Raw genomic sequence first — 14,331 nt, 5'->3', positions numbered from 1 at the left:
CAAATACCGTTCTTGGCGATTTTTGTTCAGATGTCTATAAGGCGCAAAATTCCCCCGGCTCCGGCCGACCTGCCACACATCTAAAAGGCTTTTGCTTGTGACACACCCCGCCCAATCCGCCGCTTTGAAAAACGTGATCGTCTACAGCGACGAAGTCCGTGATGCGCTCGCCGCCAACAAGCCGCTCGTTGCGCTGGAATCGACCATCATCACTCACGGCATGCCATTCCCGCGGAACGTTGAAACGGCACGGCAAGTCGAAGCCGATATTCGGGAAAACGGTGCTGTTCCGGCAACGATTGCCATCATGGACGGAAAGATCCATGTCGGCCTGTCCGACGCGGATCTCGACCGGCTTGCACAGGCGGAAGATGTCATGAAGTGCTCACGGGCGGATCTCACTTTTGCGCTTGCGACTGGCCGCTACGGAGCAACTACGGTAGCCGCGACGATGATGGCGGCTCACGCAGCTGGCATCAAAGTCTTCGCGACGGGTGGCATCGGCGGTGTGCACAAGGGCGCAGAGCAAAGCTTCGACATCTCAGCGGACCTCGATGAACTCGCCCGCACGCCTGTCTGTGTCGTGTGTGCTGGCGCCAAAGCGCTTTTGGACATTCCGAAAACCCTTGAGGTACTCGAAACAAAAGGCGTTCCGGTCGTTGCCTACGGGACTGACGAATTGCCTGCCTTCTGGTCCCGCGAAAGCGGCCTCAGCGCTCCTTACCGTCTTGATACGCCGAACGAGATCGGTGTGCTTTTGAAGGTGCGGGAGAACTTTTCAGATCATGGCGGTGTGCTGATCACCAACCCGGTCCCGGAGACGGATGAAATTCCCCGCAATGAAATGTCAGGTTTCATCGACGCGGCCATCAAGACAGCAGCCGAGCAGAATGTGACCGGCAAGGGAGTAACACCGTTCGTCCTCGGCAACATCCTTGAGCTGACCGATGGCCGCAGCCTCGACACCAACATTGCGCTGGTGCGCAACAATGCGCGTCTCGCCGCAAGAATTGCAGCAGAACTGGTCTGATCAGGCTTCACGAAGAGGCCGGTGTTCCATCTGCCTCTTCCCGTTTTGCCAAGGCTGAAATCAGCTTGTCCATATCCTTGAAATGAACATCCTGCTGCGGGAACGGGATTTCGATGCCTGCCTTGCCGAGCTCGTTGTAGATCGTGAAATAAAGGTCAGACTGGGTGGTCAGGATGTTGTTTACATCCTTCAAATAACATCGAAGTTCCAGATTGAGCGCACTGTCGCCCATCCCGATGAACAAGACGAACGGATATGGATACCGGGCAATCGTGTAATGCGCCCGCGCGGCGTTGGTCAGGATTTCTTTCACTTTTTCCAGATCGCTGCCGTAGGCGACTCTAATCGGAAGCATCAGGCGGCCGGTCTTGTTGCTCAGCGTCATGTTGCGCACCGTGCCGGCAATCAGATCCGAGTTCGGAATGATGACATCATGACGATCAAACGTTTCGATCCGCGTCGACCGCACTGAGATTTTCCGAACATATCCCGACTGCCCCGAGACTTCGATCCAGTCACCTTCCTTGATCGGGCGTTCAACCAGCAAAATGATCCCGGAGACAAAGTTGGAGACAATTGTCTGGAGGCCAAAACCAATGCCAACAGACAGCGCACCGGCGACCACTGCGAGGCTGGAGAGATTGAGACCAGCGGTGGAAACCGCAATCAACGCCGCCAGCGTCAAGCCGACATACCCGGTTCCAGTGACGATGGCTGTCTGCGCACCAATGTCCATACGCGTTTGCGGAAGAACGGACGTCCGCAATAGTCGTTTCAGCCAGCGCGTGACCAAAACCCCAGCGCCGAAAACCACGATCAAGATCAGCAGCGTGTCAAGCGACAGCCGGATGTCACCCAGCTGGACGCCCCCCATAAACAACCGCCAGGCATCTGCAATATCGGTTGGCCGCGCGCCCCAAGTCATGGCGATCAGCGGAGCAAACACAATGACCAGAGCGATTATCAAGCCGAGCGAAATGAGGATGGGAACCGGCTCCGTTGCATCCCTTTTGGTCGCCGTCCGCACCAAGGCAAGCGCCAGGTGATAGAACATGAACCCAAGCCCGAGTTGAGCGAGTGTCACGATCATCGGGATAATTGCCGCCCGGGCCATCAAGACATACCCGGCCAGGGTCAAAATGAAGGCAATCACAGCGGATGCCTTCATCAGCACGGACATTGAAAACAGAAAACCGGAGTCCCGCGGATTGACCGAGGCTTCTTCCACCCCGGCTTCATCCTCCTCGTCCGGGTCTTCTGCTTCAGGCTGACCAGCATCCGCGGCGGGCGTATTCGGCCTCAAAACCCCAGCGAGTGACCAAAGAAAAATGGATGCCGCAGCGATGAGGGGCAACGAGATCACAGACAGCGCAGCTTCGCCAAACGCATTGTCCCTCTGCAGCGCTTCCAGAGTGATTTCCAGCATCAGGAAAATGCCGAGACCCAAGCAGAACCACAGCCCGCGTTTCGCGCTTCGCTCTTCAAGATCCAAAAGACGCCATCGGGTTTGCTCCGGCGCGAACAGTGTGTGTCCGAGCCACATGGCAAGCACAACCGCCAATGCAGACGCGGGCGCTGCGATCAGTGCGGTTCGGGCCGCATTGGGCTGAATATCAAGGATCCGGATGACGGCCAGGAAGGAGATCAGGCCGATTGCGGGCAAAATCAGATAACTCAGATTGTACAACACCGCCGCCAGGATGACCCGAAAGCCCCCTTCCTGCTGCAGGCTAAACCTCAGAAGAAAGCGGTGTATCGGAAACCGGAGCCAGAACAAGAAGGCCAGGCCAAACACCACAAGTGCAATTGAAATAGGGACAGTCTGCCCGAGCGATTTGGAAACACTCGGCCGGGCCAACTGATTCTGAATGTCCCGCTGAAGACGTTGCTGGTACTGCTGAATTTCGGCAGCAGCCGAACTCCAGGTCGAAAGAAAGACGGGAGACGGAAAACGCTGCGTGAGTTGGTCGAGGGTTTTGGTGCGTATATGCCGATCAATAGCGTGGATCAGGGCAGCAGCGCGGAATTGAATCTCTTTTGCCTGAATGACCGGCGCATTGGCGTCAGCAACGGCATTGATCAGCTCGGCGCGGCGCGCCGCAATATCATCGGCTTCCTTTTGACCGCTCGGGGGAACGGGCCCGAGAGCATCAAGCTGAGCCTGCAAGGTATCCGCCTCAACGCTTCCCAGATTGACGATGGCAGCATGGCGGTCCCGAACTGAGACCAACTGGCTGCGCAATAGCTCCAACGTCCGGATCGAGACCGTACCTTGCTCAAGCGCATGGGTTGCCCGGGTAAAAAGCTCATCCGCCGATGACGGTAGCCCCAATGCATCGGTTTGTTCGGCGTCACCATTTTGCGCTGAAGCAGGTGCAATGGGCAGCGCAGCCGCTGTCCAGAAGATCAAAAATGTGCCCAGAAGCTGGATAAAACGCATCAATGACTGCCGCCTGACAAACTACTTTCTAACGTGTCCACACTGACGGTCTTTAAAGACCAGTCAATAGAAAGCCGGTCATGACCGGCTGTCGCCCACTGTTGCTTTCGATCTGGTTTGCTGTTGCCCCTTGCGGAGACTGCAGGGATTGGTCTTTCCTAGTCTCATCTGCCATTTTTCACGAAAGGCAATGGCATGACGGATGAGAAGACCGGGTCAGACACCGCGACAGAACACATGGTCAATTACGACCGGAACTCCTACATGCAGAGCAATCTGGTCAAAAGTAGAGCAGACTGGATAGAAAGAGCTGTTCGGGACATTGGTCCCCAGAAAACGGAATTCCGGCATCTCGATCTCGGCTGCGGCCCGGGTCACACGGCAATAGAGGCAGTCAAACCTTCTATAGCGGCCTACCGTCAAACTTCTCCGAACGGCCACATTGCCGTCTGTCATGGCGATCAACCCCACAATGACTGGAACGGCTTGTTTGGTCTCGTATTCTCAGGGTCCGGATATCTACAAGACAAAAATATCCGGACAGAGGCCTCGATCGGATCCTTTTATGACGTCATGGCAGCCTCGGGTTCGATCTCGCTGGCGACCTGTTTTGTGGCCAGCCATTGGCTGTCCCGCCCCCTGCTGATCTCTTCGCCCGGCACAGTCTGGTATGCCGATCTTGAGGGGGACGCCCGGGCCGCCTACGAAGATCTCGCAAGATCCGACTGGACCAGATTCTTGAGAAGCCGGGCAATCGAACTTGCACCCGGCGGCTATCTGATCGTCTCGACCCTTGGAAGCACGCCGGACCTTGAAGAGATCAATGGCATACGCGGATCAGCCCGCCACCTTTACCGGGCCATTCATAAGGTCGCCGCTACGATGGTCACCGATGGGCTATTATCCGAAGAGGCCCTTGACCGGTTCATATTCCCCCTCTGGTTTCCCTCTGTCAGCGACGCAGTTGGTCCGCTCATTCAAAACGAGGATCTGGAAGCTGCGTTCGAAGTGATTGAGGCCTCCGTAACCGACGCTGCAATTAACCCGCAAGACGCCTATCAAGACTGGCTGGCGGATCGTGAAAAATACGCTGAGCTCTACACAGGGTATGTCAGAGGCTTTGGAGAATCGTCACTCCGCCTGCACCTTTTTGAAAAATCGGCAAAAACCGTTGATGAGGCTGATGCCTTGATTGCAACGTTTTTCGAGCGCTTCGAAAAGCTGTACCGAGCCGAGCCCGGCCGCTATGCATCCGAAACACTCACGATGACGCTCGTATTGCGCCGCCGATGACCTTATGTCCAAGGTCTGCTCAAATGCCAATCAGGGCTGACCAGTAATGCAAAAAGACTGTCATCTCATGGCTGTAAGGCTAAGTGACCTAACGGGATGGGTTTTCATTGACAACATGCCCGTTGGCAGTCCTATGTGAAGCGCTGTAGTCATCCGGACCGCGCAAAACTCGTGCGGCTAAACATAAGCAAACAGGTATCGAGGTGTTTTAAATGGTTGAAGAAAACTCCCAAGGAACAGCTGTCCAAACCCCAGCTCCGGCCGGTGGATTTTCGCCCCTTCAATACCTCGACCGCGCATTGACGACGTTGCGCGACATCGGCATCACGCCCGAAACAGAATCGGACGCGCCGATCAACGCCCTTTTGGAACAGATCTCGGATTTATCTCCGGACAAGGTGCTGATCATTTCCCGCACGCTGGGCCAGGCTTCGAATTTCAATGAAGTGGTCCGCAATCAGGTCCAGCAAATGGATATTGGCGAGCGGTACGAAGAAATCACCGACGCGTTCAATTCGATCCGCGATGATGCCAAGGCCCTGGTTGACCAGCTCGCAGACGGTAAGATCTCCTTCACAGAAAATCTTTCAAACAAGTGGCGGGACATGCGCCGCGGCACCATTTCAGACCGTTTCACCGACATCCGCACCACCTACAAGGATGTTGCCAAGGCGACCAAGGACCAGATTGAACGGGAACAGACGATCCTTGAAGCCTATCGGGACTTCCGCGGCGCGTTGAAACAAGCTGAAGTCACGGCGCTCGAGCTGCTGAACATGGCAACCGCCAAGTTGGATGCAGCCAAATCAGCACTTGAGGGGGCCTCGGCAGAAGTTGAAGCCTACGCTGGCGATGATGCAGCCCAAAAGGCCCGCCTTGAGCTTGCCCGCGACGAACGTCTGCGCGAGATGCAGGACGAGGAAAAGCGGTACCAGATCGCCAAGGATCTCTCGGACAACCTGACAGTCGGCTACAACACGTCAGAAGTGATTATGGCGCGGCTGGTCCAGACCACCAACGCCAAGGAGCGGGTGTACGCCCAGTCGGTCAGCTTCTTCTCGACGAACGAGTCTGTTCTGACTGCGCTCAATGCCTCTTTCACAGGGCTGCAAGGCCTGCATGAGTCCACCGAAACGCTCAACGCCATGAAAGACGGCATCAACAAGAGCCTCGAGACGCTGGCGGAAATTGGAGATGCGGTCCAAAAAGAAGCGCTCAAGGCCGGTTATGGTCCAACTGTTGCGGCGGCATCAGTCAAAAAACTGGTTGATTCCGTTGTGAACTTTCAGGTCCAGTCCCGCGAAATCATTTCAGAAATGCGGGATATGTCGACCAAGAACTCCGAAGAGATCCGCAACGCCGTCGAGGACGGCAAGCGCCGTCTTGCCAAGTTGACGGCCGAAGGCCAAGGGCTCTAACTTCGGACTAAGACTCATTGGGAGCCGGGTCTGCCCGGCTCCAGCAATTTGGGAAGACCCAAGTCTATGGCTGCACAGCCCGACACGCCGCTCGATGATCTGATGATGGCGATGGACGTGGTGGACACGCTCCGCCACGAAGAAGGACAGGTCGCGCGTGAACTTAAAGCCGACGAACGCGATGCCGCCATGGTCGAGCGGCTACGCAATGTCTATGCCGCGCAAGGGATCGACGTCCCGGACCATATTCTGAAAACCGGTGTTGAAGACCTCAAGCGAGACCGGTTTGTCTACAGTCCGCCGGCCGCTGGCTTTCAGCGCACGCTGGCCATGGTCTACATCACGCGCTCGATCTGGTCCAAATGGCTGGCCGGGCTGGCCGCTGTTCTCATCGTCGCGACCACTGCCTGGTATATGCTCGTCACGCTGCCGGCACAGCGGTCTGAAGCTGCCCTTGCAGAGCGGCTTGAAAACATGCCGCAGACCTATTCTGAATTGTTTCAACGCATCGATGACCTGACCGGAAACTCTGCAATCGAGGCCGATGCCCAGCGCCTTGTGGACGACGGAACCATCGCCCTGTCAGACGGCAAGACCAATGTGGCGTTCAAGGCGGAAGCCGATCTTAGGGATTTGGCCAGCCGTCTTGCCGAAGTCTTTGACGTTCAGATCATTTCAAGGGAGGGCGTACCAACCGGCATTACCCGGATCCCTGACGCCAATCAGGATGCGGAAAATCACTATATCGTGGTTGAAGCGGTCGATCCGGACGGCAACATCTTGGAGCGGGATATCGTCTCGGAAGAAAACGGTGAGACGGTTCGGGTCAATAAATGGGCACAGCGGGTATCCGATACCATCTACACTGCAGTGCGGCGCGACAAGGTCGATGACGGCATCGTCCAAAAAGGAACCTTGGGCCAAAAGCAGCGCGGTGAGCTGGACATCACCTGGCGCAGCGGCGTCCAAAACGGAGCGATCACCGAATGGTAAGACTGCTTTGCCGATTTCCTAGCATGCGGAACAGACAATGCTGACAGGCCGGCAGACCCTTGGAACCATTGAACAGGCGCTCAGCGACTTGCGCCGCGAAGAGTCCGAGCTCAGCCAGCGGATCGAACGTGCGACCCGCGGGCTGACCGACCTGCAGGAGCGGCAGACCGAGGCCTATCGGGATCTTGCCCGCTTTCATCTGGACAATGATGCGGCCGGCGCTCTCAACACCCGCCTGGACAGCGCTGCGCGGGAAGCCCGGCGGCTTTTGGAAAAACGCACAGCCGACTACAAGGTCCTGAGCGACCAACTGCGGCAGTGCGAAAGCGAACGCAGCGCGCTTCATGCCCGCCGCCAGAAGCTGGATGCGGATCGGGACACCGCAGAAAACCAGATGGACGACCTTCTAGAGGCCGTGGACAGCCGCCTGGAAGGCGATGACGCATTTCAACGCCAGAAGGCTGCAGTCGAGCGCGCTGAGGAGACGGCAGCTGCGGCAGCTGCAAAAGCGGAAACGTCTGAGGCTGACCGGCTCGAAAAAGGTAAAGCGTACGAAGCCGATCCGCTGTTTCTCTACCTCTGGGACCGGGGGTTTGCGACACCCTCCTATGACAAGCGCGGTTTGACCCGTTCGCTGGACCGCTGGGTTGCCGGGTTGATCGGCTATAATGCCGCCAGAGCCAACTACGCGATGCTCACCGGGATCCCCGAGCGCATGGCAAAACATGCCGCACGCTGCGCCGAGATCGCAGACCAGGAACAGGCGAAACTGGCAGAACTCAGCCGCAACGCCATGACCGATGCCGCAGGCACGGATCTGGTCGGCAGCATTGAAACGTTAAGCGGCGAGATCGACAGCATCGACGGCGATCTGGATCAATTGGACCGGCGGATCGAGACCCTCGCCGGTGCCCTGGCAGAATTTGCGAGCGGCGAAGACAACGATTTCCAAAAGGCAGAAGAACACCTGGCTTCCTCGCTAAAGATGGACGCGCTCAATGATCTGTGGCGAGCGGCGATCGAAACGCCCTCGCCTGAAGACGAGAAGATTGTCCAACGCATTGAAGACTTCAAGGACCGCATCGAACAGGTCGCCCGGGAGGTCCGCCAGGACCGCGAACTGCAGCGCGATATCGGCCGCCGCCGAGCTGAGCTTGCGGATGTCGTCAAACGGTTCCGCTCCAATGGATATGGCAGCTGGGAAACAACGTTTTCCGATGATCGCTTGACGACAGTTTTGCTAGGCGAACTCGTAAAGGGCGCGATTTCCGGCGCGGAGTATTGGGATAGAGCACAACGGTCCCACAAGCGCCGCCGTCCCAAGGGCCGCCGGGTGGCATTTCCAAAGGGCAAAGGCCTTCCCCGCTCCATGGGCGGCTTCGGTGGCATTCCGGGCCCCGGCGGGTTCGGCGGGCCGGGCGCCGGCATGCCGGGCGGAAATGACGGGTTTGGTGGCGGCGGCTTCAAGACCGGCGGCGGGTTTGGCGGCGGTGGCTTCAAAACCGGAGATACGTTCTAGAGGATCAAAAATGTGACACTGGTGCAGAAACCGGCCTTTACGATACGGCAGCTTCCTTGCACTGGCGAAAGACCTGTTTTAGACCGAACCCATAGAGACATTCATACAAGCTCAGGCGATCTCATGCGGCATCTCATTCTTGCAGGCCTTTGTGCACTCACACTTGCAGCGTGCCAGTCCAGCAACACCCAACAAGCGTCCCTTGGAAATCAGCCGCAGCTGACCGTGCCGCAGGGCGCGCAAAGCGTTAAGGTCGCCGCCGACCCGATGACCGTTCGCTCCGCTCTGGTCTCCAGCGCCCAGGAACGCGGCACCATCGTGATCCAGGACGAGCCGAATATGGTCGTCATGGAGCGCCAGCTCACCGGCGAAAACCCCGCACTGGACAGCCAGTTTGGCCCCTCAGACAATGGCAATCGGGTTATCCGCATCCGGCTTCGCTTCACAGGCACCCCATGTGAGACGCTCGTTGTTCAGGATCTTGCCGTGATCAACAATGTCCGCACGGGGCTGGAACAGAGTTTCGTTCTGCCGGGCAATCCGAACACCATGCAAAGCCTTCAAGGCCTGAAGAGCCGTGCCGAGCAGAGCAGTTCCTGCCCGCCGGTGACGTCTTAAACCACCGCAGTTCGGCGCCGCAGTTATCCGCACCTATTCGCTCACCTGTAAAATATAAAAATATTTTTCTTGCTTAATTGCGCTTCATAACCACCTTTTCGCTTGGAATTGACGGCTGCAATGACAGGCGAAGGGGCGGTGAAGCATGGGCACGCTAAATGGCAAGACGGTGATCATAACCGGTGCGGGCCGATCAACTGGCCGGGCACTCGCGGCAGCCTTGGCGGACCATGGCGCAGGTATTCACCTGTCCGCACGGGGCAAGGCACAGGCCGAAGACACGTGCCGCTTTATCAAAGATGTCACCGGCTCGTCTGCCACTGCCTACAGCTGCGATATCGCTGATCCGGACTGCATCCGCCAGTTTGTCTTGGATCTGAAGGCGACGACGCCAAAGATCGACATTCTGATCAACAGTGCGGCCGTGTGGCTCTCCGGATCCTTTGAAGCGACGGACGACGATCATTTGATCACCGCCGTAAATTCTACGGTTACCGGAACGATCCTCCTGACCAAACACTGCCTTCCGCTTTTGGAAATGTCAGAAGAGCCTGACATCATGACCATTGTTTCAAAGTCGGGTTTGGCATTGGATGGTCAATCGGAACCCAATGCTGCTTACCATGCCACAAAGAGCGCTCAGACCGCCTTCATGAACCGGCTTCGCCAAACACACCCCCATATCCGGGTGATGTCCGTCTTTCCGCCCGATTTCGAAAGCGATCTGGAATACAAGAGTTCTGCCTGGTTCAAACGCCCCTCTCCAGGCACGAACAGAACCATGACCGCACGCCATGTCGTGGAAGCGATCCTGTTCGCACTGGAACAAGAGCGCATCTGTTCAGTGGAATCGCTCGTCCTCGGCAATTCCGCGTCAGGTTAAACCAACCTCACATGATGCCTTTCGAGCCGGCTACCAAACATGGGTTCAGGCCGGCACGGCCTCGGGCGCGAACTGTTTCAGGAACTCCGGGCTCGGAGGGATCGGTTTGATCACATCGATCATGATGCCGTTCGGGTCTTCGGTGATGAAATGCCGCTGACCAAAGGGCTCGTCCTTCAGCGCCAGCAGGATCGGCAATCCGGCGTCCGTGGCGCCCGCATAGATCTGATCAACGTCCTCGACCTCAAAGTTCAATAGCATGGCGCCAGTGCCCTGCCCGCGGCGGATCGCCGGGATCGTTTCATGGTCCTGATCGAGAATGGCGAGGTTTACGGCCTCGTCCTCGATCGATTGCAGATGCACATACCAGTCTGCTTCGAACACAGCCTTGAACCGGAAGTGATCCTGATAAAACCGGGCAGTCTTGGTCACGTCCTTGGTCATAAGGACAGGGTAATACTGGGTGCATTTCATCACGCGTCTCCTGCAGTCAAACACGGTCCATCAACCCAATTGAGTTGATAGGGCTTTCCAGCCATAACAAATAAACATACAGTATGTATGTGAATTTCAATTAACATACAGGCTGCATGTATGCAAGATGAAAAACCGCGCCGGTCCCAGGCCGAGCGCCGTGCTGAAACCAGGAAAGCGCTTTTGGACGCTGCCCGGGCACTCTTTGTCGACAAGGGGTATGCGGAGACCGGGACACCGGAGATCGTCAAACGGGCGAACGTTACCCGCGGCGCGCTCTATCATCATTTTGAGGACAAACCGGATCTGATGCGCGCCTTGGTGCAGCAGGAAGCTGAGGCGGTCGCAACCGAGATTGCCTCTGACACGAACACCGGCCAGTCTCCGCTTGACGCGTTCATGGCGGGAGCCAGTGCTTATTTTTGCGCTCTGTCAGTGCCTGGACGGGCCAAGATCCTGCTTCTTGAAGGCCCAACTGTGCTCGGACTGGAAGAAATGGCCGAGATCGACCGAACAACCGGCGGCGCAACGCTTCTTGAAGGACTGCAACACAGTGCGGCGCACGGGTACTTGCAGGACGTTCCCCTGGAGCCGCTCGCCGAGCTCCTGTCCGCCGCCTTCGACCGGGCGGCGCTGGAAATCGCGAATGGCGCAGACCGCTCAGCTTACGAAACAGCGACCAAGACGCTTCTCGCCGGTGTCCTGGCAACCAAGTGAGCTGGTAATCAAAACAAAACGGGACTAAGAGGGGCGCTCCTTCCCGGTGCATCCGGCCAGCCTAATGCGGTCCGTCAGCGCCAATTTCCGAAGATCGGGTCCAGTTTGGCCGAAGTTGCGTTTGATATTCTGCTGCTGCTTTTCGTGGCCGCCTTCATTGCCGGGTTTATCGATTCCATTGCAGGCGGCGGCGGATTGATCGCCATCCCTGCCCTCCTCATGGCCGGGCTCCCCCCGCTGGAAACGCTCGGAACAGCCAAGCTGCAGGCGCTGTTTGGCTCGGGCTCAGCCACCCTTGCCTATTCCAGGCGGGGCCTTGTCGATTACAAAGTCATCCTGCCCATGGCCGGCCTGTCTGCGGCGGGCGCCGTTTGCGGTGCGCTCGTGGCGACCATTTTGCCAACTGACGTGCTTCAAACGGCCCTTCCAGTCGTTTTGATCGTAATCGCGGTCTACTTCGCTCTGAAACCCAATGTCGGCGCAGTCGAACAGGTGCCGCGGATGACAGGCTTTGCCTTCGGCGCGACCGTTGTACCGACGATCGGTTTTTACGACGGCATTTTCGGCCCGGGCACCGGTTCCTTTTTCATGCTCGCCTTTGTCGCCCTGATGGGCGCAGGTCTCTTGAAAGCCACGGCCCATACGAAGGTGCTCAACTTCGCTTCGAACCTTGCTGGGTTTCTTGTGTTCATGGTAAGCGGAGTGGTGTTCTGGAAGATCGGCCTGCTCATGGGAGTGGGTCAGTTTCTCGGCGCACAGGCCGGATCCAAGCTCGCAATGAAGAACGGCGCGAAGATCATCCGCCCGCTCCTGGTGTGCTCGTGCATCGCAATGGCCGTCAAACTGCTTCTTGATCCGGCAAATCCCGTCCGCATCATGCTGGCGCTGTAGGCTTCTTTTCCGAAATTGATGCCCCTTGCGAAGAGCGGCCAAATCCAAGTTCCGCAGCGAGCAGGTTTCCGATGACCAGGATGACCACACCGATAAAGATCCCCGCCAATCGATCCAGAACAGGTTCAACGGTTGTCGGCGGGCCGCTGCCCGTTACCATCGTCATCAGATATGCCAAAACAGCCTGGGTTCCGACATAAGCGTTGCTTAGGCCGGAAAAATGGGTGCGCGAAAATACAAAAATCCCAGCGATCAGGAGCAATGACCAAACCAAGAGGTTTGCCGGCAGGAAGACAACGACCGCGAGCCCGGTCGAGCCGCCGATAAGGCAACCAGACAAGCGGTCAAAAGCTTTCTTCGTCCCATATCCGATCTGAAGTGGTATCATCACGGTGGCGGTGACAGCGATTTGAATTGGGGACGGCAGGTCGAAATACCGGTCCAGCACAAGGATCGTCACCATGATAATGCCGGCAAAGACTGCAGCCTCCATGGCATGGCGGCGCGTCTCGGCATCTGCCGGTGTTTTATCTTGCTCCACCGAAATCGGCCTTGGGTTCAGTAGTAACTCGACCAGCATGGCTGCCAGAACGCCACTGGAAATCTCCAGACACCGGTCAATCGCGAAGGCCCGCGTTTCGCCCGGATTTTGAAGAGATACAAACAACACCAGCGTACCGGTGACGCAAGCCAACGTCCACGCATAGGAATATGGGCTCGTATAGCGTTTATAGATCCCGAATACGATTGAGCCGATGATAAGAACCGACAGTGTCAGATACTGTCCCGCGAAAAACGTAGCTGCATAAAACGCAGCAGCGCATCCGATGACAGTACCGATAACCCGAAGGGCCCCTTTGGAAACAACGGTTTTTCGATCAGCCCCGGAAACGATAAACGCACTGATCGCCGCCCACCACGGGTTGTCCAGGTTGAGAAACAACGCCAGAAGAACAGCGCACCAACAGGCCAGCGCAGTGCGCAGCCGCAGACCTTCGTTCGCGGTCATTGCCCGCTTCCGTGAGATGATCCGGTTGGCGGCGGCGGGTCCGTATTCAAAATCAAAACCCTTGCATCCGCGCCCATGAACGCCTGTCTGTCATCCGGATGGACGGACAAGTTGATTTCTACCGGAAAGCGTTGAGACAGGCGGATCCAATCGGTTTCCGGATCCACATAAGGCAGCGCCTGGGTTTCAAGCGTTGAGCGCGCAATTCCCTTTGAAATACCGCGCACGGAGCCCTCGAAAAACACCCACGGCGCCGTGGAGACCATGTAATAGACAGGTTGGCCGGGTTTTATGAACTGAACATGCTGCTCGTGCACGTTGGCAACGATCCGGTACCCTGTCCGGGACACCAAAATCAGAACGACATCTCCGGCATCCAGGTATTGGCCCGTTTTTGTATTGAAGGGAACGACCTGCCCGTCGAAGGGGGCCCTGACGACCGTTTGTTCCAGATTGTAGTCGGCAACAGCCTTCTCAGCCGTCGCCTGGCGCAACTCAGCCGCTTTTTGTTTCAACTGATCCTGAGCCCCGGTCCGCGCGGCAAGAGCGCGTTCATAATTTGCCTGCGCTTCCGCCAAGTCCCGGGTCGCGTCATCAAGCCGCTGCTCGGTCACGACACCGCTCTCCTGCAAGGTTGAGAGCCGGCGTTGAGTGGCCTCCGCATCATCCAGGATGGCTTTTGTGGCAGTTACATTTGTCTTGGCTTCCTCAACGCCATCCTTGGCCACCTGCAGCGCTTGTTCGGAAACGGCGACATTGGCCGCAGCCGATTCTGCTGCCAGTTTGTAAGGAGTTTGATCCAACGTAAAAAGCGGATCGCCTTTACGAACTTCGGTATCGTTCGTGACATGCAGCTCGGCAAGCGTTCCTGCAACTGCCGGAGACATGCTGGCATAATCCGACGTGATGTAAGCATCGGACGTGTAGGCAAAGAAATGGCGACTGATTTCGTTGCCGATTAAGATCAGGAAAAGGACGGCAACGAAAACCACCAGGAACTTTTTTTCAAACATGCATCCTCAAAAGGCAGGCGCTGTGTCGCTACA

General features: G+C 57.0%; 13 protein-coding genes. 9 read left to right on the top strand and 4 right to left on the bottom strand.

All coding sequences use genetic code 11. The annotated features are described in order from the left end of the window. The first annotated feature begins 91 nt into the window (after positions 1–91). The gene (locus tag SADFL11_RS01070) at positions 92–1,030 is read left to right on the top strand and encodes a pseudouridine-5'-phosphate glycosidase (RefSeq protein WP_008193555.1); all 939 of its coding nucleotides are present in this window, start codon (positions 92–94) and stop codon (positions 1,028–1,030) included. Positions 1,031–1,037: 7 nt separating this feature from the next. Here the strand turns inward: SADFL11_RS01070 and SADFL11_RS01065 are convergent, their stop codons facing one another. Next, entirely contained in the window at positions 1,038–3,470 is a 2,433-nt protein-coding gene (locus SADFL11_RS01065) for a DUF3772 domain-containing protein (protein WP_008195947.1), read from the bottom strand. Positions 3,471–3,665: 195 nt separating this feature from the next. Here SADFL11_RS01065 and SADFL11_RS01060 point away from each other — a divergent pair, with 195 nt between their 5' ends. The 6 genes from SADFL11_RS01060 to SADFL11_RS01035 all read left to right on the top strand — a co-directional run bounded on the left by SADFL11_RS01060 (position 3,666) and on the right by SADFL11_RS01035 (position 10,194). Continuing rightward, entirely contained in the window at positions 3,666–4,763 is a 1,098-nt protein-coding gene (locus SADFL11_RS01060; protein WP_008196224.1) for a class I SAM-dependent methyltransferase, read from the top strand. A gap of 212 nt (positions 4,764–4,975) precedes the next feature. Further along, on the top strand, positions 4,976–6,181 hold the full coding sequence (locus tag SADFL11_RS01055) for a hypothetical protein (RefSeq protein WP_008196773.1): 1,206 nt from the start codon (positions 4,976–4,978) through the stop codon (positions 6,179–6,181). 66 nt (positions 6,182–6,247) lie between these two features. Beyond that, the gene (locus SADFL11_RS01050) at positions 6,248–7,174 is read left to right on the top strand and encodes a DUF6384 family protein (RefSeq protein ID WP_008192959.1); all 927 of its coding nucleotides are present in this window, start codon (positions 6,248–6,250) and stop codon (positions 7,172–7,174) included. Positions 7,175–7,211: 37 nt separating this feature from the next. Further along, positions 7,212–8,693 carry a hypothetical protein gene (locus SADFL11_RS01045; protein ID WP_008194225.1) on the top strand — a complete coding sequence of 494 codons (1,482 nt, stop codon included), beginning with the start codon at positions 7,212–7,214 and terminating at the stop codon, positions 8,691–8,693. A 123-nt stretch (positions 8,694–8,816) separates the two neighbouring features. Beyond that, positions 8,817–9,311, top strand: a complete 495-nt coding sequence (locus SADFL11_RS01040) for a hypothetical protein (protein ID WP_008196879.1) — start codon at positions 8,817–8,819, stop codon at positions 9,309–9,311. A gap of 145 nt (positions 9,312–9,456) precedes the next feature. Next, positions 9,457–10,194 carry an SDR family NAD(P)-dependent oxidoreductase gene (locus tag SADFL11_RS01035; protein ID WP_008189228.1) on the top strand — a complete coding sequence of 246 codons (738 nt, stop codon included), beginning with the start codon at positions 9,457–9,459 and terminating at the stop codon, positions 10,192–10,194. A gap of 45 nt (positions 10,195–10,239) precedes the next feature. On the opposite strand, the gene SADFL11_RS01030 is transcribed toward SADFL11_RS01035, so the two are convergent. Continuing rightward, positions 10,240–10,668, bottom strand: coding sequence for a VOC family protein (locus SADFL11_RS01030; protein ID WP_040450812.1), 429 nt, complete (start codon positions 10,666–10,668; stop codon positions 10,240–10,242). Between the two features lie 120 nt (positions 10,669–10,788). Between SADFL11_RS01030 and SADFL11_RS01025 the strand changes: the two genes are divergently transcribed. Both SADFL11_RS01025 and SADFL11_RS01020 read left to right on the top strand, forming a co-directional pair. Beyond that, a complete protein-coding gene (locus SADFL11_RS01025) occupies positions 10,789–11,385 on the top strand; it encodes a TetR/AcrR family transcriptional regulator (protein WP_008191373.1) in 597 nt (198 codons plus the stop codon). A 105-nt stretch (positions 11,386–11,490) separates the two neighbouring features. Then, positions 11,491–12,276 carry a TSUP family transporter gene (locus SADFL11_RS01020; protein WP_008194412.1) on the top strand — a complete coding sequence of 262 codons (786 nt, stop codon included), beginning with the start codon at positions 11,491–11,493 and terminating at the stop codon, positions 12,274–12,276. Here SADFL11_RS01020 and SADFL11_RS01015 read toward each other — a convergent pair. Next, a complete protein-coding gene (locus SADFL11_RS01015) occupies positions 12,260–13,285 on the bottom strand; it encodes an FUSC family protein (protein WP_008188724.1) in 1,026 nt (341 codons plus the stop codon). The genes SADFL11_RS01020 and SADFL11_RS01015 overlap by 17 nt on opposite strands. Further along, positions 13,282–14,298 carry an HlyD family secretion protein gene (locus SADFL11_RS01010; protein ID WP_008192870.1) on the bottom strand — a complete coding sequence of 339 codons (1,017 nt, stop codon included), beginning with the start codon at positions 14,296–14,298 and terminating at the stop codon, positions 13,282–13,284. The genes SADFL11_RS01015 and SADFL11_RS01010 overlap by 4 nt, the downstream gene beginning before the upstream one ends. Positions 14,299–14,331 lie beyond the last annotated feature (33 nt).

Source organism: Roseibium alexandrii DFL-11, assembly GCF_000158095.2.
In the GTDB taxonomy this organism is placed as follows: Bacteria; Pseudomonadota; Alphaproteobacteria; order Rhizobiales; family Stappiaceae; genus Roseibium; species Roseibium alexandrii.
This window is presented reverse-complemented; position numbering and strand designations above follow the sequence as displayed.

Excerpts from the sequence above, each read along its gene's own strand:
- SADFL11_RS01065 (WP_008195947.1), bottom strand. The coding sequence starts at position 3,470 with ATGCGTTTTATCCAGCTTCTGGGCACATTTTTGATCTTCTGGACAGCG.
- SADFL11_RS01060 (WP_008196224.1), top strand. The coding sequence starts at position 3,666 with ATGACGGATGAGAAGACCGGGTCAGACACCGCGACAGAACACATGGTC.
- SADFL11_RS01055 (WP_008196773.1), top strand. The coding sequence starts at position 4,976 with ATGGTTGAAGAAAACTCCCAAGGAACAGCTGTCCAAACCCCAGCTCCG.
- SADFL11_RS01050 (WP_008192959.1), top strand. The coding sequence starts at position 6,248 with ATGGCTGCACAGCCCGACACGCCGCTCGATGATCTGATGATGGCGATG.
- SADFL11_RS01045 (WP_008194225.1), top strand. The coding sequence starts at position 7,212 with ATGCTGACAGGCCGGCAGACCCTTGGAACCATTGAACAGGCGCTCAGC.
- SADFL11_RS01040 (WP_008196879.1), top strand. The coding sequence starts at position 8,817 with ATGCGGCATCTCATTCTTGCAGGCCTTTGTGCACTCACACTTGCAGCG.
- SADFL11_RS01035 (WP_008189228.1), top strand. The coding sequence starts at position 9,457 with ATGGGCACGCTAAATGGCAAGACGGTGATCATAACCGGTGCGGGCCGA.
- SADFL11_RS01030 (WP_040450812.1), bottom strand. The coding sequence starts at position 10,668 with ATGAAATGCACCCAGTATTACCCTGTCCTTATGACCAAGGACGTGACC.
- SADFL11_RS01025 (WP_008191373.1), top strand. The coding sequence starts at position 10,789 with ATGCAAGATGAAAAACCGCGCCGGTCCCAGGCCGAGCGCCGTGCTGAA.
- SADFL11_RS01015 (WP_008188724.1), bottom strand. The coding sequence starts at position 13,285 with ATGACCGCGAACGAAGGTCTGCGGCTGCGCACTGCGCTGGCCTGTTGG.
- SADFL11_RS01010 (WP_008192870.1), bottom strand. The coding sequence starts at position 14,298 with ATGTTTGAAAAAAAGTTCCTGGTGGTTTTCGTTGCCGTCCTTTTCCTG.